This is a genomic window from Pseudomonas sp. BF-RE-25, assembly GCF_019956105.1.
In the GTDB taxonomy this organism is placed as follows: Bacteria; Pseudomonadota; Gammaproteobacteria; order Pseudomonadales; family Pseudomonadaceae; genus Aquipseudomonas; species Aquipseudomonas migulae.
Window position 1 is genome coordinate 27,132 of sequence record NZ_JAHBDB010000021.1, and the last position, 18,742, is coordinate 45,873.

Consider the following 18,742-nt stretch of genomic DNA (forward strand, 5'->3'; position numbering starts at 1 on the left):
AAAACAGCCCCGGTTACTTAACTTTTTGCTTGAAGGCTCAACCTACGCGGTAGTTTGGCGCTTCTTTGGTGATCTGTACGTCATGAACGTGGGACTCGGCCATACCAGCGCCGGTGATCCGCACGAACTCAGGCTTGGTGCGCATTTCTTCGATGTTGGCACTGCCGGTGTAACCCATCGAGGAACGCAGGCCGCCCATCAGTTGATGGATGATCGCGCTCAGGGTGCCCTTGTACGGAACACGCCCTTCGATGCCTTCCGGAACCAGTTTCTCGGCGCCTGCCGAGGAGTCCTGGAAGTAACGGTCGGAGGAACCTTGAGCCTGGGACATGGCGCCCAGCGAACCCATGCCACGGTAAGCCTTGTACGAACGACCCTGGAACAGTTCGATCTCGCCTGGCGCTTCTTCAGTACCGGCGAACATCGAGCCCATCATCACGCAGGAAGCACCGGCTACGATGGCCTTGGACAGGTCACCGGAGAAACGGATGCCGCCGTCGGCGATCAACGGAACACCGGTGCCTTCAAGGGCAGCGGCGACGTTGGCGATGGCACTGATTTGCGGGACGCCGACACCGGCGACGATACGGGTGGTGCAGATCGAGCCAGGGCCGATACCGACCTTGACTGCATCAGCGCCAGCTTCGGCCAGGGCCTTGGCGGCAGCGCCGGTGGCGATGTTGCCGCCGATGACCTGCACTTCAGGGAAATTCTGTTTGACCCAGCGAACGCGGTCGATCACACCTTTGGAGTGACCGTGAGCGGTGTCGACCACCACCACGTCAACGCCGGCATTGACCAGCGCGGCAACGCGGTCACCGGTGTCTTTACCGGTGCCGACCGCAGCGCCTACGCGCAGACGACCTTGATCGTCCTTGCTGGCCAGCGGGTAAGCCTTGGCTTTTTCGATGTCTTTGACGGTCATCATGCCTTTGAGGGCAAACTTGTCGTCGACGATCAGGACTTTTTCCAGGCGGTGCTTGTGCAGCAACTCGCGGACTTCGTTCTTGTTGGCGCCTTCACGGACGGTGACCAGACGCTCTTTAGGCGTCATCACTTCACGTACGGTGGCTTCCAGACGGGTTTCGAAGCGCACGTCACGGGAAGTGACGATGCCGACCAGGTCGCCATCGTGCAGTACCGGAACGCCGGAGATATTGTGCATGCGGGTCAGTTCGAACAGATCACGGACCGTGGCGTCAGCCTCGATGGTGATCGGATCCTTGACGACGCCGGCTTCGAACTTCTTGACCTTGCGAACTTCGGCAGCTTGCTGCTCGATGGTCATGTTCTTGTGGATAATGCCGATGCCACCTTCCTGAGCCATGGCGATTGCCAGACGGGCTTCAGTAACGGTGTCCATGGCGGCAGAAACCAGAGGAATGTTCAGCTCGATGCCACGGGTAAGGCGGGTCTTGAGACTGACTTCGTTAGGAAGCACCTCGGAATAACCGGGCACTAGGAGAATGTCGTCGAATGTCAGAGCTTCTTGGCTGATACGCAGCATCGCGGGGGCTCCCGAGCGGGAAAATGGAAGCGCGCCATTATAGTCAGACACCCCCTCGGGTTCAATGTAAAACTCTGTCTATTATCGATGCGGTGATCGACGGGAGATTTACAGAGCATCGCCAGCAAGCCGGCTCCTACAAAAACACCGCCGATCTGTAGGAGCCGGCTTGCTGGCGATGAACGTTAACGCGGTCCATCAGGCGTGTCACAACTCGACCTTCACCCAACTAACCGGCTGATCCAGCCAATCGGCAAACTCATCGATAAAGCTCTGCTTGAACCCGGCCTCGGCCCAGTTGTTGAAAATGAACCCCAGGTTGGAAAACCCGCACTCCTGCAAAAACAGAAAGCCATTGATGTCATCTTCATGCCCGCATTCGGGACAGGTGAAGTTATCGGTACGCCCCGGCATCCAGTCTTCGAGGCTTTCGAACAGCGCTTCGCCGATTTCCTTGCGGCACTCGGCGCAACCCGCCTCACCCAGAAAACCTTTGGCCGGCGTATAAATGCAGCGTTTGGTAATGATCTCCAGGCCATTGACCGGCTCGCCGAACGGCAGCGCATCCGGGTGCAGCACCACGGCGCGAGCACCGTCGGCGATCGCGTGCCCCATGCGGTTGCCGGTGCGGCCGCAAGTGGTCAGCTCTTCCTTGATGATGTCCTTGCGCACCAGCCACCGCACGACCGCCCGGGCCCGGGGTTCGTGCACCGGCAGCGTGGAGATTTTCGGGACGATGATGCTTTGGGAGTTCATGGGTGCAAGCCTGCTGCGTCAAATGGAAGTTCTGCGGTGTGCCGTCCTACGCCTTCGCGGGCAAGCCTCGCTCCTACAGGTTCTGCGCCTGCCTTTGTAGGAGCGAGGCTTGCCCGCGAAGGCGTCCGAGCGGGCGGCAGCTTAATCCTTGACGAAATACGGTCAAGTACTCAAATACCGCCCGATCAACGCAATCCCGCTGGCCAGCACCAACCAGGTCACCAGCCGCACAAACGCCTCGCGGGACAATCGCATGGTCAACCGCCGGCCGACCCACAACCCCAGCGCCATGGCCGGCAACAAACACAGCGCCAGTAACAACAAGGGTAGCTCGGCATACACACCCGCGACAGCAAACAGGCTCAGGCGCACCACGGTGCTGCAACTGATCAGCGCACTCTGGGTCGCCCGCGCCGCGTCTTTCGGCAACCGACTGTTCAAATAGATCGCATATAAAAAGCCGCCACTGCCAAACAACGCCCCGAACATCCCGCCCACCGTGCCCATCGGCACGGCCCAGGCGGCAGACAACTGGGTCGGTCGGGTTTTGACCCACAGGCTGTAAACCGCATAGACGCTGATAAACAGCCCCATCAACAGCAACAACACGTCGGATTTCAGGTTCAGCAGAAAGATAACCCCCAGCGTGCAACCCACCGCCATGCACGGCAACAGCCGCAGCAACTCAGGCCTGGCCACATCCCGTCGCGAGGGCAGCAGATTGCCGAACGCCGCGACAAAATCCAGCAGCACCAGCAACGGCACGATCTTCGACAGCGGCATGAACAAAATCAGAATCGGCCCCGCCACCAGTGCAGTGCCAAACCCGGCGATGCCAAATACGATGTACGCCAGGGCGATGGCCGCCCCGATCACCAGCCAATCCACCCCGCCAAATGGCCATTGATTCATCAGTTCAAACACATTCATCCCCAGTCATCCATGAATCCCGAGGCAGACTCTACCCCTGTAGGAGCAAGCTTGCTCGCGATGGTGTGTCAGCCGACACCAATGTAGCTGACACAGCATCGCGAGCAGGCTCGCTCCTACAGGGGATCGTGCATTCGGCTGGAGAATGCCTTTATCATGCGCCCCATGATTAAAGATCCCTTTGCAAGACTCGGCCTGGACCGTGAAGTCCTGACTGTCAGCCAGCTCAACGGCCGCGCGCGGGTGTTGCTCGAAGACGTGTTCAGCAATATCTGGGTCGAAGGCGAAATCTCCAACCTCGCCCGCCCGGCGTCCGGCCACGTGTACTTCACCCTCAAGGACAGCGGTGCCCAAGTACGTTGCGCGCTGTTTCGGCAGAACGCGGCGCGGGTTCGTCAGGCGCTGAAGGATGGTCTGGCGGTCAAGGTTCGCGGCAAGGTTTCGCTGTTCGAAGGCCGTGGCGATTATCAGCTGATTCTCGACACCGTCGAGCCGGCCGGTGACGGTGCGCTGCGCCTCGCCTTCGATGCCTTGAAGGAAAAACTCAGCGCCGAAGGCCTGTTCAGCGCCGAGCGCAAAGTGCCGCTGCCGGCGCATCCGCAGCGCATCGGCATCATCAGTTCGCCGACCGGCGCGGTGATCCGCGACATCATCAGCGTGTTCCGCCGTCGCGCACCGCAGATCCAGCTGACGCTGATCCCCACCGCCGTGCAGGGCCGTGAAGCGACGGCGCAGATTGTCCACGCGTTGAAACTGGCGGACGCCCGTGGTTTCGATGCGTTGATCCTGGCCCGTGGCGGCGGCTCGCTGGAAGACCTCTGGTGTTTCAACGAAGAAGCCGTGGCCCGCGCCGTGGATGCTTGCGTGACGCCGATTGTCAGCGCCGTCGGCCATGAAACCGATGTATCGATCAGTGATTTCGTGGCCGACGTTCGCGCCCCGACGCCGTCCGCCGCCGCCGAACTGCTGGCGCCGGATTCCAGCGACCTGGTGCGTCGGGTCGAAAGCCTGCACCGCCGGCTGGTGATGCGCATGCGTGACCGTTTAATGCGTGATCGACTGCGCCTGGAAGGCATCTCTCGTCGCCTGCGCCATCCCGGTGAACGTCTGCGCCAACAGGCGCAACGTCTGGATGATCTGGACATGCGCATGCGCCGCGCCTTCGAGCGCAGCCTCAACACCCGTCGCGAACGGCTGATCCGCCTGGAAACCCGCCTCGCCGGGCAACATCCGGGGCGGCAACTGGCGATGTTGCGTCAGCGCCTCGACAGCCTCGCCGAACGCCTGCCTCGGGCCATGCGCGAAGGGCTCAAATCCCGTCGCCTGCAACTGCAAAGTCAGGTGCAGACTCTGCACGTGGTCAGCCCTTTGGCGACCCTCGGCCGTGGCTACAGCATTTTGCTGGACGAGCGCGGCAACGCGATCCGCAACGCCGCGCAAACCCACAACGGCCAACGCCTGAAAGCCAAACTGGGTGAAGGCGAACTGCAAGTGCGGGTCGAAGACAATCACCTGACGCCTGTCACCCTTTCTTTACTGGATTGATCCATGCCGCGTTTTTTTGCTTCGCTGCTGTTGCTGTGCCTGACCTTCAACGCCCACGCTGACAGCTACATCACCCGCCTGTTGAACAAACCAGTGCCGGGGGGCGTGGCGGTGGTGGATCTGGGCAGCTCTGCCCAAGCGCCGAAAGCCAGTTATCAGGGCAAACCGGTGCTGGTGGTCAAGGAACAGGACAATTGGCTGGCGATTGTCGGTGTGCCGTTGACCGTCAAACCGGGTGCCCAGTCCATCAGCAGCGGCGGCCGCACCCTGAGTTTCACCGTTGGCAACAAGAAGTATCCGGAACAGCGCATCACGTTGAAAAACACTCAACAGGTCAACCCGGACCCGGACAATCTCAAGCGCATCGAGCGCGAACTGGCCGAGCAGATCGCCGCCTACCGCACGTTCAGCCCAAATACGCCGAGTAACCTGCTGCTGGACAAACCGGTCAACGGCCCGCTGTCGAGCAAGTTCGGCGTGCGCCGTTTCTTCAATGGTGAAGAGCGCAATCCCCACTCAGGCCTGGATTTCGCCGTGGGCGCCGGCACGCCGATCAAGACCCCGGCGGCGGGCAAGGTGATTTTGATCGGTAACTACTTCTTTAACGGCAACACGGTGTTTGTCGACCATGGGCAGGGCTTTATCAGCATGTTCTGTCACATGTCGAAGATCGATGTGAAGGTGGGGCAGCAACTGGCGCGTGGCGGGGTGGTTGGCAAGGTCGGTTCGACCGGACGGGCGACCGGGCCGCATATGCACTGGAATGTAAGCCTGAATGATGCGCGGGTGGATCCGGCGATTTTCATTGGTGCGTTTCAGCCTTAGATTTTCGGTGAGGTTGATGGCCTCATCGCGAGCAGGCTCGCTCCCACATTTACCGTGTTCACACCGAACAAATGTGGGAGCGGGCTTGCCCGCGAAGGCGGCATCACTGACAACGATTATTCCGCGTCCAGGTCCTCTATCCCATGGACCTCTCGGTCCGCCAGGCAGTGTTTGACCCACTCCTGCGTCTCGACTGAAAACCAGCTCAACTCCTCTGCCGTGATCAATTCCCGCGCGCACAACCCAAGCAAATGCGATCGGGCTTCATGACGCGAAAACCTGAAAACACCAAACGCCCAATACAGCTCCTTTTGCCCGGCTTTCAGCAGCTCCTCGCTGGCATCTATTCGTTCGTAGGGCGCGTTGCTCTTATCCAGCAGCGTTTTTTCGACATCCGACAAAATCCGCTCGCACATCCGCTCATGTGCCACCGGCCGTAACACGCAATACTGCTTCCAGTCAGACTCGTTCATCGCCGACTCCTGAATGCCAGTCGAGGCTTTAAGAATAGCCCGACTGTCAGCACCCGGCGCTCAAACCATCAATTGCGCATCGCTTGAAGCTCGCGCAAAAAACCAAACAATCACGGGGACTCACAGCAATAAAATCTCGATAAATACGCGCTAGCGAGTATTCCTCTCAATTTTTTTCGACTGCTTGCCATCCTTCACCCTCGCGGTTAGGGTTGAAGACATGAAAACCTCTCACACCCTCATTCAGCTTCGCCAGCACCGCAGCCTGTGCCTCGTCAGCGCACGACTGCCAGGCTGAATCGCGACGCCTCGTTTACGCTTTTCCCCAAGAACTTTTGATCCACCGGCAGGCCGCCTTTTTTCGGCCCACACAATAAGGATTTCCCGATGAGCATGCTCAAAGACCCGTCTTCGAAATACCGCGCGTTCCCGACCATCGACATTCCGGACCGCACCTGGCCGTCGAAGACCATCACCGCCGCGCCGATCTGGTGCAGCTCCGACTTGCGCGACGGCAACCAGTCGCTGATCGAGCCGATGGACGCGGTCAAGAAGCTGCGTTTCTGGAAAACCCTCGTACAGGTTGGCGTGAAAGAAATCGAAGCGTCCTTCCCGGCTGCGTCGCAAACCGACTTCGACTTCGTGCGCACCCTGATCGAAGGCAACCACATCCCGGACGACACCACCATTCAGGTGCTGACCCAGGGCCGTGAAGACCTGATCGAGCGCACCTTCGAATCCCTGCGCGGCGCGAAGAAAGCCATTGTTCACCTGTACAACGCGACCTCCCCTTCCTTCCGCCGCATTGTCTTCAACCAGGACAAGGACGGGATCAAGGCCATCGCCGTGAACGCCGCCAAGCTGTTCGTCAAATACGCTGCCCAGCAGCCGGACACGCAGTGGACCTTCGAATACTCGCCGGAAACCTTCAGCGCCACCGAGCTGGAATTCGCCAAGGAAGTCTGCGACGCGGTCATCGAAGTCTGGAACCCGACGCCTGAGCACAAGGTGATCCTCAACCTGCCGGCCACCGTCGAATGCGCGACCCCGAACATCTATGCCGACCAGATCGAATGGTTCGGCCGCCACATCAACCGTCGTGACAGCGTGATCATCAGCCTGCACACCCACAACGACCGTGGCACCGGCGTGGCCGCCACCGAGCTGGGCCTGATGGCGGGTGCGGATCGTGTCGAAGGCTGCCTGTTCGGCAACGGCGAGCGTACCGGCAACGTCGACCTGGTCACCGTGGCACTGAACCTCTACACCCAGGGCATCCACCCTGAGCTCGATTTCTCGGACATCGACGGCGTGCGCAAAGTCGTCGAAGAATGCAACCAGATCCAGGTGCACCCGCGTCACCCGTACGTCGGCGACCTGGTTCACACCGCGTTCTCCGGCTCCCACCAGGATGCCATCCGCAAGGGCTTCGCCCAGCAGAAACCGGACGCCCTGTGGGAAGTGCCGTACTTGCCGATCGACCCGGCCGACATCGGCCGCAGCTACGAGGCGGTGATCCGCGTCAACAGCCAGTCGGGCAAGGGCGGTATCGCTTACCTGCTGGAACAGGAATACGGCATCAGCTTGCCGCGCCGCATGCAGATCGAGTTCAGCCAGGTCGTGCAGCGTGAAACCGATCGCCTGGGCCTCGAAATGACCGCCCAGCAGATCCACGCGTTGCTGCACAGCGAGTACTTGCAGGCCAACACCCCGTACGCGCTGGTCAGCCATCGCCTGCAGGAAGAAAACGGTCACAGCGCCGTGGAAGTGGAAGTTTCCGGCAAGGGCCAGGGCGAAACCAACCTGCACTGGCGCGGCAAAGGCAACGGCGCGCTGGAAGCGCTGGTGGCCGGTCTGCCGATTCCGGTGGAGATCATGGACTACAATGAGCACGCCATCGGCGCGGGCACCAACGCCAAGGCCGCGGCCTACATCGAACTGCGTGTGGAAGGCCAACGTGCGGTGCACGGCGTGGGCATCGATGAAAACATCACCACCGCCAGCTTCAAGGCCCTGTTCAGCGCGCTGAACCGCTCGCTGAGCCAGCCGGAAGCGAAAGCGGCGTAAGCCTTCGCTGCAATGCAAAAGGCCCCAAGGTGCGAACCTTGGGGCCTTTTTGTTTGCCTGCTGTTTTTGTACTGTCTGTTATGGCCCCTTCGCGGACAGGCCCGCTCCCACAGTGAACGATGTGAACACAAAATTTGTGTACATCCCGTCCGTGTGGGAGCGGGCTTGCCCGCGAAGGGGCCCTGTCAGGCGACAAAGATTTCAGGCATGGGTATCTACGCTGAACATCGCCTGCAACAAAGCGGCTTGCAGCACCTGCAAGTTGCTGCTGGTCACGGCGATCTGGCTCTGGATTTCCATCACCTGCGCCGCCTTCTGCTCGTTGTCCTGGCTCTTCTGCGCACTTGCCAGTTGAGCTTGCTGTTCGGCCAGCAATTTCTGGGCTTCTTCGATCTGCTTTTTCAACGCGGCAATCGGGTCACTGGCACCACCGACCGAGTCGATGTTGGCCCCGGCACTGTTGACGCGCAGCGTGCCATCCTTGTCAGTCGCATCATCAACCGGGACCAGTTTGCGTTCGTCAGCTTGACCGGTCGCGACATTCGGCGAGGACACGGCGTACGAGTTAATGGTGATGGTGCTGACATTGATCATGGGTCACTCCTCCTTGGCTGACCTTGCTATCGGCCCGCACAGAAAAATCTGTACCCATAGATCGTTCAACATTCACCGATCAGGTGAACTCAAACGTATCAGCATCCAGATTCGCCGGAAAACGTGTGCGATAAGCCTGAAGGTCGGCCGCATTCAAAACGACCTGAAACACCCCATCGGCTTCGCCGGCACTGAGCAAGGTCTCGCCCTGGAAATCCAGCACCTGGCTGTCGCCGGTATATGCAAAGCCTTTCCCGTCGGTCCCAATGCGGTTCACTGCCGCCACGTAGCACAGGTTTTCGATTGCCCGCGCCGGCAGCAAACGGTTCCAGTGCTGGCGCCGCGCGCCCGGCCAGTTGGCGGTGTACAGCAACAGGTCTGTGTCCTGGGCATCGCGGCTCCACACCGGGAAACGCAAGTCGTAGCAAATCAACGGGCGCACGCGCCAGCCTTTGAGCTCGAACTGCACCTGACGCTCACCCGGTGTGAAGTGATTGTGCTCACCGGCCATACGGAACAAGTGGCGCTTGTCGTAATGCCAGACTTCGCCATCCGGCCGCGCCCACAACAGGCGATTGCGATGGCTGCCGTCAGCGGCCTGAACGATGATGCTGCCGGTGATCACCGCATCGAGTTTTGCCGCCTGGGCACGCAGCCATTTGCTGGTGGGACCGTTTTCCGCCTCGGCAAGCGTCTCGGACTCCATGGAAAAACCGGTGGTGAACATCTCCGGCAGGATGATCAAGTCCGCGCCACGAGCCTGCTCCAGCAGTTGCTCGAAATGCTCCAGATTGGCCTGGCGGTCGTGCCAGGCCAGTGTTGTCTGGATCAGCGCGATGGTCAGATTCGGCAATGCACTCAGATCACGCATAGTTTTGCCGCTGCGTCACGCAGGGTCTCCTCACGTTTGGCGAAGCACAGGCGCACCAGGCGCTGGCCTTCGGGTGGCGTCTGGTAGAACACCGAGATCGGGATGCTCGCCACGCCGTGTTCGCGGGTCATCCACAGCGCCATCTCGACGTCGTTGAGGTCGGGACGGATCTGCGAGTAATCGACCAACTGGAAATAGGTGCCGGTGACGCGAGTGAAACTGAAACGCGATGGTGTCAGCAAGTCGCAGAACAGATCGCGCTTGGCCTGGTAGAAGCCCGGCAGTTCTTCAATGTGCTCCGGGTGTTCGGCCATGAAGTCGGCCAAGGCGTATTGCAACGGCGTCACACCACAGAAACTGACGTACTGGTGCACCTTGCGCAGCTCCGCCGTGAGGGCCGGCGGTGCGACCACGTAGCCGGTTTTCCAGCCGGTAACGTGATAGGTCTTGCCGAACGAGCTGACCACGAAGGCGCGCTGATACAGCTCTTCGTGATTCAGCACGCTGACGTGAGGCACACCGTCAAATACCAGATGTTCGTAGACTTCGTCGCTGACGAGGTAGATGTCGCGATCACGGATCAGATCCGCCAACTGATCGAGCTCGGCACGGCTGATCAACGCGCCGCTTGGGTTGTGCGGGCTGTTCAGCACAATCATCCGCGTACGCGGGGTAATGGCCTCAGCCAGTTTCTGGAAATCGATGGAGAAATCATTCAGCCCGAGTTGCACATGCACGCAACGACCACCGGCCAACTCCACCGACGGCTCGTAACTGTCGTAGCACGGATCGAACACGATCACTTCGTCGCCGCTGTGGATAACCGCCTGAATGGCACAGAAGATCGCCTGGGTGGCACCGGGCGTGATGGTCACTTCGTTGTCGGCATCGACATTGACGCCGTAACTGCGAGCGATCTTCGCTGCCACTTGCTGACGCAGGGCCGGCAGGCCGGTCATTGGCGAATACTGGTTGTGGCCATTGGCAATGTGCCGCCCCACCGCATCGCACAAGGCTTGCGGGGCATCGAAATCGGGAAAACCCTGTGACAGGTTGATCGCCCCGGTTTGCGCCGCGAGCTGAGACATCTGCGTGAAGATAGTGATGCCGACATTCGGCAGCTTACTGGTGATCATCGGTGATTCCCTGCTCTACACCCGGCTCTAACGGCGGCGCGGGAGAGCCCGAGGATAGCCAAACGGCGCCCATAAAAAAAGGGCGCCAGTGGCGCCCTCCTTCTCGAACCCGATCCCGTAGGAGCGAGGCTTGCCCGCGAACGCAACACCGCGGTGTATCAGATACACCGCGTTATCGTTCTTCGCGGGCAAGCCTCGCTCCTACAGAGGCGAGCCAGCCTTGAATCAACGCTTGTCGCGGCGCTTTTTGTCGGCTTTCTTGTGGTGCGACATCAAGCGACGCTTCTTGTTGACCTGACGATCAGTAAGCGAGTTCTTGTTGCCTTCGTACGGGTTCTCGCCGCCCTTGAACTCGATGCGGATCGGCGTACCGACCAGCTTCAAGACACGACGGTAAGTGTTTTCCAGGTAACGCACGTAAGACTTCGGCACCTTCTCGATCTGGTTACCGTGAATCACGATGATCGGCGGGTTGGCACCACCCAAGTGCGCATAACGCAGCTTGATCCGGCGGTTGTTGACCATCGGTGGCGCGTGCTCGCCAACCGCATCTTCCAGAATCTGGGTCAGGCGGTTGGTCGGCCAGCGGGTGACCGCGGACTTGAACGAGTTCTGTACGGAGGCGTAGAGGTTGCCCACGCCCGTGCCGTGCAGTGCCGAGATGAAGTGGATGTCGGCGTAGTCAACGAAGAACAGTCGACGTTGCAGCTCGACCTTCACGAAGTCACGCTCGCTCGGCGTCATGCCGTCCCACTTGTTGATCGCGATGACCAGCGCACGACCGGACTCAATGGCGAAGCCCAGCAGGTTGAGGTCGTGGTCCACCACGCCTTCGCGGGCGTCCATCACGAAGATCACCACGTTGGCGTCTTTGATCGCTTGCAGGGTTTTGACCACGGAGAATTTTTCGACTTCTTCGTGGATCTTGCCGCGCTTGCGCACACCGGCGGTGTCGATCAGCGTGTACTTCTCGTCGTTACGCTCGAACGGGATGTAGATACTGTCGCGGGTAGTGCCGGGCTGGTCGTACACGATGACCCGGTCTTCACCGAGCATACGGTTGACCAGGGTCGACTTGCCGACGTTCGGGCGGCCGATGATGGCGATCTTGATCCCGTCTTTTTCGCTTGGGCCAGGAATGCGCTTGGCTTCCTCGCCTTCGGCAACGTCCTCTTCCTCGCCTTCTTCCAGCTCTTCTTCGTCTTTCGGGAAGTCGCTCAAGGCGATTTCCAGCATCTGGGTGATGCCACGACCATGAGCACCGGCGATCGGGATCGCGTGGCCCATGCCCAACGGGGCGAATTCGGCGCGGGCCATTTCAGGGTCGATGTTGTCGACCTTGTTGGCAACCACGTACGAACGCTTGTTACGTTTGCGCAAATGCTCGGCGATCATCTGGTCGGCGGCGGTGAAACCGGCCTTGGCATCTACCAGGAACAGAACGACATCGGCTTCTTCAATGGCCAGCAGCGACTGCTCGGCCATTTTTTCGTCCATACCGTGCTCGTCACCGGAGATACCGCCGGTGTCGACCAGAATGTAGGAACGCCCTTGCCACTTGGCCTCACCGTATTGGCGATCACGGGTCAGACCGGACAAGTCGCCGACGATGGCGTCGCGAGTCCTGGTCAGGCGGTTGAACAAGGTGGACTTGCCGACGTTCGGTCGGCCCACCAGGGCGATTACGGGAACCATGCGGCTCTCCACTTCGTTATTTCAGAAAATACAAAAGCCGCTGCGAGGCAGCGGCTGGTGCTCGGGGCAATCACCTTGAGTTCTGTAGGAGCGAGCTTGCTCCGGGCGGCGCTCCGACGAAAAACGCCAAGGCACCGCGTTTATTCAGGCCGCCAACGTCATCGTTGACGACCATCGCGAGCAAGCTCGCTCCTACATTCCTACACAGGTGAAGCCGCTTGGGGGTTAAACCCCAAGCATAGTCGTTACTTGATGGTCAGGGCTTCCAGTTTGCCGCTGTTGCCATACAGATAAATCGTGTCACCCACCACCAGCGGACGGGCACGCAGGCCGTCGCTGTCGATGCGTTCGCGGCCGACAAAACGACCGTCCACCTGGCTCAGCAGGTGCACATAGCCTTCCATGTCACCGACTGCAACATAGCTGGAGAACACTTCCGGAGCCGACAGTTGACGGCGAGCCAGCGAGTCGTTGCTCCACAAGGCTGTGGTGGAACGCTCGTCAACGCCTTCAACGGTGCCCGAAGCCAGGCTCACGTACACAGTGCCGAAGCCCTGCGCAACGCCGGCATAGCTGGAAGCATCACGCTGCCAGAGCTGACGACCGCTTTCCAGGTCCAGTGCCGCAACGCGACCCTGATAGCTGGCGACGTACAAGGTACCGCCGGACAGCAGCAGACCACCGTCGATATCGACAACGCGCTCCAGCTCCGAACGACCTTGTGGGATTGCAACCCGCTGTTCCCACACCGGCACGCCGTTGGAGATATCGAGCGCAACCACTTTACCGGTCGACAGGCCAGCCACCGCGAGGCGGTTGGTCACGATCGGCGCACTGGTGCCACGCAGGGTCAGGACCGCAGGCGTGCTGTCATACAACCAGCGCTGGTTGCCGGTGGAGGCATCCAGACCGATCAGACGGTCATCCTGAGTCTGAACGACCACAACGTCACCGTTGTTGGCCGGCGGCGCGAGAACTTCGCTGGACACGCGAGCGCGCCATTTCTCTTCACCGTTGGTGGCGTCCATCGCAACGATTTCGCCCTTGGTCGTACCGATCACGAGCAGGCCATAACCTACGCCAACGGCGCCGGAAACTGGCAGTTCGAGGTCTTTCTTCCATTTGACGTCGCCATTGCTGCGATCCATCGCCATCACCACGCCAGTGACGTCGGCGGCATAGATGGTATCGCCATCGATCGCCGGAACCAGCATGTTGTAGGTTTCGCCCTGACCGTCACCGATCGAACGACTCCACTGCTTTTGCAGGACCACTTCTTCTTTGAAGTCGACCAGCTCGGCAGGCGGCAATTCTTTTTTGCTGTTGCTGCTGCAACCCGCGGCCAAAACGGCCAGAGCCAGCAATGCTGCATGTTTCCAACGGATCACGTCACGCATCCCCTTTCGCCAGATCGTCCAACTTGATTTGTAGGCCACCGACTGCCGCTTCATCCGACAGTGCCGCCTTGGCTTTTTGATACGCAGCGTGCGCTTCGTCAGTACGACCCAACTGCACCAGCAGGTCGCCCTTGAGTTCTTCGCGGGTGGCGAGGAATGCTTTATCGGCATCGCCTTCGAGCAGTTTCAGCGCTTCATCGACCTTGTTCTGCGCGGCCAGTACCTGCGCCAGGCGCTGACGGGCGATTTCGCCCAGTGCCGGGTTGGCCGGTTTGGCAACGATGGCTTTCAGCTCGGTGGCAGCGTCGTCCAGCTTGCCGCTGTCGACCGCGACTTTCGCCACGAACAGGCTGCCGTACTGCGCGTAGGCGCTGCCGCCAAATTCGCTGTTGAGCTTGCCGGCCAGGTCCGAAACACGGGCGGCATCAGGCTTGCCGCTGGGCGTCAGCGTGGTTTCGAGCAATTGCTGATAGAGCATCGAGGCGCCTTGCGACTGATTGCTCTGATACTTTTGAAAGGCCTGCCAGCCGAACACGATGACCAGCGCCAACAGGCCGCCAGTGACCAGGGGCTTGCCGTTGCGTGTCCACCAGTCCTTCAAATCCGCCAGCTGTTCGTCTTCGGTACTCGACACCCCAATACTCCTTAATCGCTAAATCGGCTGTTTATGACAGCTTCAACCCTGCACGACGCAGGTGGCCAGGTGTGCAGCAAGCGCATCCCAGGCAATGCTTTGTTGTTCGCCCTGGCCACGCAGGGGTTTGAAACCTACCACTTGCTGGGCCATTTCGTCGTCACCGAGGATCAGCGCGTACAGCGCACCGCTCTTGTCGGCCTTCTTGAATTGACTTTTGAAGCTGCCGGCGCCGGCATTGATCTGCAGACGCAGGTTAGGCAACTGATCGCGCACCTTCTCGCTCAACGTCAGGGCCGCCAGTTCGGCAGCCTCGCCGAATGCGCAGAGATAGACGTCGACCTGACGGGAGATCTCTTCCGGGATCTGCTCCAGGGTTTCAAGCAGCAGCACCAGGCGCTCGATGCCCATGGCGAAACCAACGCCCGGGGTCGGCTTGCCGCCCATCTGCTCCACCAGACCGTCGTAGCGGCCGCCGGCACACACGGTGCCTTGAGCGCCCAACTTGTCGGTGACCCACTCGAAAACCGTCTTGCTGTAGTAATCCAGCCCGCGTACCAGCTTCGGGTTGATCACGTAAGGAATACCGGCGGCGTCCAGGCGAGCCTTGAGGCCCTCGAAGTGCACGCGGGATTCGTCGTCGAGGTAGTCGGCCATTTTCGGCGCGTCGACCAGGATCGCTTGAGTGTCGGCGTTCTTGGTGTCCAGAACGCGCAACGGGTTGGTCTTCAGACGACGCTGGCTGTCTTCGTCGAGCTTGTCCAGGTGAGCGGACAGGAACTCGACCAGCGCTTCGCGATAACGACCACGGGATTCGCTGGTGCCCAGGCTGTTGAGCTCGAGCTTGACCGCATCACGGATGCCCAGCTCGCCCCACAGGCGCCAGGTCAGCACGATCAGCTCGGCGTCGATGTCCGGACCGTCGAGGTTGAACACTTCGACACCGATCTGGTGGAACTGGCGATAACGGCCTTTCTGCGGACGTTCGTGGCGGAACATCGGGCCGATGTACCAGAGTTTCTGCACCTGGCCGCCGCCAGTGATGCCGTGCTCGAGCACCGCACGCACGCAGGCCGCCGTGCCTTCAGGGCGCAGGGTCAGCGAATCACCGTTACGGTCTTCGAAGGTGTACATCTCTTTTTCGACGATGTCGGTCACTTCACCGATCGAGCGCTTGAACAGCTCGGTGAACTCGACAATCGGCATGCGGATCTGCTTGTAACCGTAGTTATCCAGCAGACGCGAAACGGTGCCCTCGAAATGACGCCACAGGGGAGTCTGTTCGGGCAGGATGTCGTTCATGCCACGAATGGCTTGCAGAGACTTGCTCACTTTAAATCCTTAAATTCGTTCGATCAGCCGCGAGCGATTACAGCTGCGTCAGCTTCGACCTTCTCGGCCGCTTTCTGGCGGATCAAGCGTTCAAGCTCATCCACCAGATTGTCATTCGTCAGTTTCTGCGACGGCTTGCCGTCGATGTAAATCAGGTTTGGCGTGCCGCCGGTCAAGCCGATATGGGCTTCCTTGGCTTCGCCCGGCCCGTTGACCACGCAACCGATGACCGCGACATCCAGCGGCACCAGCAGATCTTCGAGGCGCCCTTCCAGTTCGTTCATGGTCTTGACCACATCGAAGTTCTGCCGCGAGCAGCTCGGGCAGGCGATGAAGTTGATGCCACGAGAACGCAGGTGCAGGGATTTGAGAATGTCGTAGCCGACTTTCACTTCCTCGACCGGGTCGGCCGCCAACGAGATGCGGATAGTATCGCCAATCCCTTCGGCGAGCAGCATACCGAGGCCCACGGCGGATTTCACTGTGCCTGAACGCAAACCACCGGCTTCGGTGATGCCCAAGTGCAGCGGCTGGACGATTTCCTTGGCCAGCAAGCGATAAGCAGCGACGGCCATGAACACGTCGGAGGCTTTCACGCTGACCTTGAAGTCCTGGAAGTTCAGGCGCTCAAGGTGCTCGACGTGACGCAGGGCAGATTCGACCAGCGCAGCCGGGGTCGGCTCGCCGTATTTCTTTTGCAGGTCTTTTTCCAGGGAACCGGCGTTGACGCCGATGCGGATCGGAATCCCGCGATCACGGGCGGCATCGACCACCGCACGCACGCGGTCTTCACGACCGATGTTGCCCGGGTTGATCCGCAGGCAATCAACGCCCAGTTCGGCTACGCGCAAAGCGATCTTGTAGTCGAAGTGGATGTCGGCCACCAACGGCACTTTGACCAGTTGCTTGATCTTGCCGAAGGCTTCGGCGGCGTCCATGTCCGGTACGGAAACCCGCACGATATCGACGCCAGCGGCTTCCAGACGATTGATCTGGGCAACGGTGGCGGCGACGTCATTGGTGTCGCTGTTGGTCATGCTCTGCACAGCGATGGGCGCATCGCCGCCAACAGGCACGTTACCGACCCAGATTTTCCGGGATTCGCGACGCTTGATTGGAGATTCGCCGTGCATGACTTATTGACCCAACTTCAGGCGAGCAGTCTCGCCACTGGTGAATGGAGCGACATCAACCACCTGACCGTTGTAGCTGACCTGCGCGCCACGGGCGAAGCCCAGACGCACGGCAAACGGCGGCTTACCACTGAGGGAAACGGTTTCGCCTTTGCGCTTGAGACCACTCAGCAGCACTTTGCCAGTGCCGTCGGTGACTTGTGTCCAGCAATCAGCGGTGAATTGCAGTTGAACCTGGCCTTGGCCGGCAACCGGAGCAGCCGGAGCAGCCGCTGCCGGAGCAGGAATGGTCGGCGTCACCGAGGCGGTTGCAGGCGGGGTCGACACAACCGGAGCCGTCGGGGCCGCAGGCGCGACAACTGGCGCGGTGCTGTGCGCCGGGGCGACGGGTGCCGGAGCAACCGGCGCGGCCGGTGCGGTGTTATGTGTCGGTGCAACTGGCGCCGGGGCAGCCGGTGCGACCACAGGCACAGCGGGTTCAGCTTCAGCCGGCGCTTCAGTCGAAGTCTCGGCTTGCGGCAATACGAGCGCGGTCGAACTTTCAGCCTGACCTTCCGCGACAGCCTGGTCTTCCGGCTCGTCCAGCGGATGGATCTGGGTGGTGCCGTCGGCGCCTTCGACTTCAACGTGCTCCGGGCTCAGGCTGATCAGGTCCTTGGTGCGCAGTGAGGTTTGATCCTGCCACCAGATGAAACCGCCGCCGATCACCGCGATCAGCAGCAGCAGGCTGACGATTCGCAAAATAGTGTGGGAAACCCGAACCGGCTCTTCGATGCGACCCAGGCTGTGGACGTTGGCGCCCTGGGAGTCGGTACCGGTGGACTGGTCGAATTGCTGAACCAGAACGGCCTGGTCCATGCCGAGCAATTTGGCGTAGGCGCGAATATAACCGCGGGCAAAGGTATGCCCCGGGAGCTTGTCGAATGCGCCGGCTTCCAGATTACTCAGGGAATTAACGGTGAGGTTGAGCTTGAGGGCCACTTCGGCCAGCGACCAGCCATTGCTTTCGCGGGCCTGGCGCAAAGTTTCACCGGGGTTAACGCGATTCGCTGCTACAACTTCGGGATGCGCCGCTTTCATCATTGCTCCGACAGGTATTGCTGATATTCCGGCGTACCGGGATAGAGTCGTTTTAGTTGCAGGCCATAACTGGCTGCCTTGTCGCGATCTTCGAACACTTTTGCCAGCCGAACGCCGAGCAATAGACTACGTGCATTTTGCTCGGTGAGCAGGCTAAAACGGTCGTAATAGTCACGCGCGGGCACATAATGCCTGTCTTCGTAAGACAACTCAGCCATTTCCAGCAATGCACGGGGTTGCTGACGGTTCAAACGCAAAGCTTTTTCCAACTGCTGCTGGGCCAGATCACGCTGGCCAAGCCTGGAAGCGGTCATGCCCAGGTTCTCGAACACTCGCGAACGCTCAGGATACAGGGTATCGGCAGCGGCTTGCTCGAAGCGCTCGTAAGCCTCTTTGTAACGTTTCTGTTCGAAAAGAAAACTGCCGTAATTATTCAGGATACGGGCATCGTTCGGGCGGGAAGAAAGCGCCTTGCGAAAGTGCTCATCCGCCAGCTCCGGCTCCATCTCGGCCTGAAACACCAGACCCAATGCTGCATTGGCGTCAGGATCCGAACCGTCCAGCTCCAAGGCCTTTTTCAGCGGGACCTTGGCGCGTTCGGTCATGCCCTGCTGCAAATAGCCCAAGCCCAGTTGCACGTATGCAACTCGCGCTTCATCGCGGCCCTTGCTGGTCTTCATCGGATTGAAATCGCCCGACAGGACGCAGCCAGTACAAAGACTGGCCAACAGCAAAAGCAGCGCAAAGCGCAGGGACATAGAGATCCT

Annotated in this window: 17 protein-coding genes; 3 read left to right on the forward strand and 14 right to left on the reverse strand. The window is 60.1% G+C overall.

Annotated features, from left to right (window positions below; all coding sequences use genetic code 11):
• Positions 1 to 37: 37 nt before the first annotated feature.
• From guaB to KGB24_RS11270, 3 genes are all read right to left on the reverse strand, one after another.
• Entirely contained in the window at positions 38 to 1,507 is a 1,470-nt protein-coding gene (gene guaB / locus KGB24_RS11260; protein ID WP_008025544.1) for an IMP dehydrogenase, read from the reverse strand.
• A 207-nt stretch (positions 1,508 to 1,714) separates the two neighbouring features.
• Positions 1,715 to 2,263, reverse strand: a complete 549-nt coding sequence (locus KGB24_RS11265) for a hypothetical protein (protein ID WP_008042413.1) — start codon at positions 2,261 to 2,263, stop codon at positions 1,715 to 1,717.
• A gap of 162 nt (positions 2,264 to 2,425) precedes the next feature.
• Complete coding sequence (locus tag KGB24_RS11270; RefSeq protein WP_223415446.1) at positions 2,426 to 3,193, reverse strand: sulfite exporter TauE/SafE family protein; 768 nt, start codon at positions 3,191 to 3,193, stop codon at positions 2,426 to 2,428.
• A 165-nt stretch (positions 3,194 to 3,358) separates the two neighbouring features.
• Between KGB24_RS11270 and xseA the strand changes: the two genes are divergently transcribed.
• Together xseA and KGB24_RS11280 are read left to right on the forward strand one after the other, a co-directional pair.
• A complete protein-coding gene (gene xseA / locus KGB24_RS11275) occupies positions 3,359 to 4,738 on the forward strand; it encodes an exodeoxyribonuclease VII large subunit (RefSeq protein WP_223415452.1) in 1,380 nt (459 codons plus the stop codon).
• Between the two features lie 3 nt (positions 4,739 to 4,741).
• Complete coding sequence (locus tag KGB24_RS11280) at positions 4,742 to 5,563, forward strand: M23 family metallopeptidase (protein WP_223415447.1); 822 nt, start codon at positions 4,742 to 4,744, stop codon at positions 5,561 to 5,563.
• A gap of 116 nt (positions 5,564 to 5,679) precedes the next feature.
• Here KGB24_RS11280 and KGB24_RS11285 read toward each other — a convergent pair whose 3' ends face one another.
• Positions 5,680 to 6,036: a hypothetical protein gene (locus KGB24_RS11285; RefSeq protein WP_008025532.1), complete on the reverse strand. Its 357-nt coding sequence runs from the start codon at positions 6,034 to 6,036 to the stop codon at positions 5,680 to 5,682.
• A 387-nt stretch (positions 6,037 to 6,423) separates the two neighbouring features.
• On the opposite strand from KGB24_RS11285, the gene leuA reads away from it, so the two are divergent.
• Entirely contained in the window at positions 6,424 to 8,103 is a 1,680-nt protein-coding gene (gene leuA, locus KGB24_RS11290) for a 2-isopropylmalate synthase (protein WP_008025530.1), read from the forward strand.
• Between the two features lie 201 nt (positions 8,104 to 8,304).
• Here leuA and KGB24_RS11295 read toward each other — a convergent pair whose 3' ends face one another.
• The 10 genes from KGB24_RS11295 to pilW all read right to left on the reverse strand — a co-directional run bounded on the left by KGB24_RS11295 (position 8,305) and on the right by pilW (position 18,733).
• The gene (locus KGB24_RS11295; RefSeq protein ID WP_008025528.1) at positions 8,305 to 8,697 is read right to left on the reverse strand and encodes a hypothetical protein; all 393 of its coding nucleotides are present in this window, start codon (positions 8,695 to 8,697) and stop codon (positions 8,305 to 8,307) included.
• A gap of 79 nt (positions 8,698 to 8,776) precedes the next feature.
• Positions 8,777 to 9,568, reverse strand: coding sequence for an amidohydrolase (locus KGB24_RS11300; RefSeq protein ID WP_223415448.1), 792 nt, complete (start codon positions 9,566 to 9,568; stop codon positions 8,777 to 8,779).
• A complete protein-coding gene (locus KGB24_RS11305) occupies positions 9,556 to 10,704 on the reverse strand; it encodes a pyridoxal phosphate-dependent aminotransferase (RefSeq protein ID WP_223415449.1) in 1,149 nt (382 codons plus the stop codon). Before KGB24_RS11305 ends, KGB24_RS11300 begins: the two co-directional genes overlap by 13 nt.
• Before the next feature lie 225 nt (positions 10,705 to 10,929).
• On the reverse strand, positions 10,930 to 12,399 hold the full coding sequence (gene der, locus KGB24_RS11310) for a ribosome biogenesis GTPase Der (protein ID WP_008025521.1): 1,470 nt from the start codon (positions 12,397 to 12,399) through the stop codon (positions 10,930 to 10,932).
• Positions 12,400 to 12,644: 245 nt separating this feature from the next.
• Positions 12,645 to 13,796 carry an outer membrane protein assembly factor BamB gene (gene bamB / locus KGB24_RS11315; RefSeq protein WP_032828591.1) on the reverse strand — a complete coding sequence of 384 codons (1,152 nt, stop codon included), beginning with the start codon at positions 13,794 to 13,796 and terminating at the stop codon, positions 12,645 to 12,647.
• Positions 13,789 to 14,430, reverse strand: coding sequence for a tetratricopeptide repeat protein (locus tag KGB24_RS11320; RefSeq protein WP_008025516.1), 642 nt, complete (start codon positions 14,428 to 14,430; stop codon positions 13,789 to 13,791). Before KGB24_RS11320 ends, bamB begins: the two co-directional genes overlap by 8 nt.
• Before the next feature lie 42 nt (positions 14,431 to 14,472).
• On the reverse strand, positions 14,473 to 15,762 hold the full coding sequence (gene hisS, locus KGB24_RS11325) for a histidine--tRNA ligase (RefSeq protein ID WP_008042422.1): 1,290 nt from the start codon (positions 15,760 to 15,762) through the stop codon (positions 14,473 to 14,475).
• Positions 15,763 to 15,785: 23 nt separating this feature from the next.
• Entirely contained in the window at positions 15,786 to 16,895 is a 1,110-nt protein-coding gene (ispG, locus tag KGB24_RS11330; protein WP_007903603.1) for a flavodoxin-dependent (E)-4-hydroxy-3-methylbut-2-enyl-diphosphate synthase, read from the reverse strand.
• 3 nt (positions 16,896 to 16,898) lie between these two features.
• Positions 16,899 to 17,975, reverse strand: coding sequence for a helix-turn-helix domain-containing protein (locus KGB24_RS11335; RefSeq protein ID WP_223415450.1), 1,077 nt, complete (start codon positions 17,973 to 17,975; stop codon positions 16,899 to 16,901).
• Complete coding sequence (gene pilW, locus KGB24_RS11340) at positions 17,975 to 18,733, reverse strand: type IV pilus biogenesis/stability protein PilW (protein ID WP_008025510.1); 759 nt, start codon at positions 18,731 to 18,733, stop codon at positions 17,975 to 17,977. The genes KGB24_RS11335 and pilW overlap by 1 nt, the downstream gene beginning before the upstream one ends.
• Positions 18,734 to 18,742: the final 9 nt, after the last annotated feature.

What these genes read in the sequence shown, in the direction of transcription:
- guaB (WP_008025544.1), bottom strand. Translation starts at nt 1,507, where the DNA reads ATGCTGCGTATCAGCCAAGAAGCTCTGACATTCGACGACATTCTCCTA.
- KGB24_RS11265 (WP_008042413.1), bottom strand. Translation starts at nt 2,263, where the DNA reads ATGAACTCCCAAAGCATCATCGTCCCGAAAATCTCCACGCTGCCGGTG.
- KGB24_RS11270 (WP_223415446.1), bottom strand. Translation starts at nt 3,193, where the DNA reads ATGAATGTGTTTGAACTGATGAATCAATGGCCATTTGGCGGGGTGGAT.
- xseA (WP_223415452.1), top strand. Translation starts at nt 3,359, where the DNA reads ATGATTAAAGATCCCTTTGCAAGACTCGGCCTGGACCGTGAAGTCCTG.
- KGB24_RS11280 (WP_223415447.1), top strand. Translation starts at nt 4,742, where the DNA reads ATGCCGCGTTTTTTTGCTTCGCTGCTGTTGCTGTGCCTGACCTTCAAC.
- KGB24_RS11285 (WP_008025532.1), bottom strand. Translation starts at nt 6,036, where the DNA reads ATGAACGAGTCTGACTGGAAGCAGTATTGCGTGTTACGGCCGGTGGCA.
- leuA (WP_008025530.1), top strand. Translation starts at nt 6,424, where the DNA reads ATGAGCATGCTCAAAGACCCGTCTTCGAAATACCGCGCGTTCCCGACC.
- KGB24_RS11295 (WP_008025528.1), bottom strand. Translation starts at nt 8,697, where the DNA reads ATGATCAATGTCAGCACCATCACCATTAACTCGTACGCCGTGTCCTCG.
- KGB24_RS11300 (WP_223415448.1), bottom strand. Translation starts at nt 9,568, where the DNA reads ATGCGTGATCTGAGTGCATTGCCGAATCTGACCATCGCGCTGATCCAG.
- KGB24_RS11305 (WP_223415449.1), bottom strand. Translation starts at nt 10,704, where the DNA reads ATGATCACCAGTAAGCTGCCGAATGTCGGCATCACTATCTTCACGCAG.
- der (WP_008025521.1), bottom strand. Translation starts at nt 12,399, where the DNA reads ATGGTTCCCGTAATCGCCCTGGTGGGCCGACCGAACGTCGGCAAGTCC.
- bamB (WP_032828591.1), bottom strand. Translation starts at nt 13,796, where the DNA reads ATGCGTGACGTGATCCGTTGGAAACATGCAGCATTGCTGGCTCTGGCC.
- ispG (WP_007903603.1), bottom strand. Translation starts at nt 16,895, where the DNA reads ATGCACGGCGAATCTCCAATCAAGCGTCGCGAATCCCGGAAAATCTGG.
- KGB24_RS11335 (WP_223415450.1), bottom strand. Translation starts at nt 17,975, where the DNA reads ATGAAAGCGGCGCATCCCGAAGTTGTAGCAGCGAATCGCGTTAACCCC.
- pilW (WP_008025510.1), bottom strand. Translation starts at nt 18,733, where the DNA reads ATGTCCCTGCGCTTTGCGCTGCTTTTGCTGTTGGCCAGTCTTTGTACT.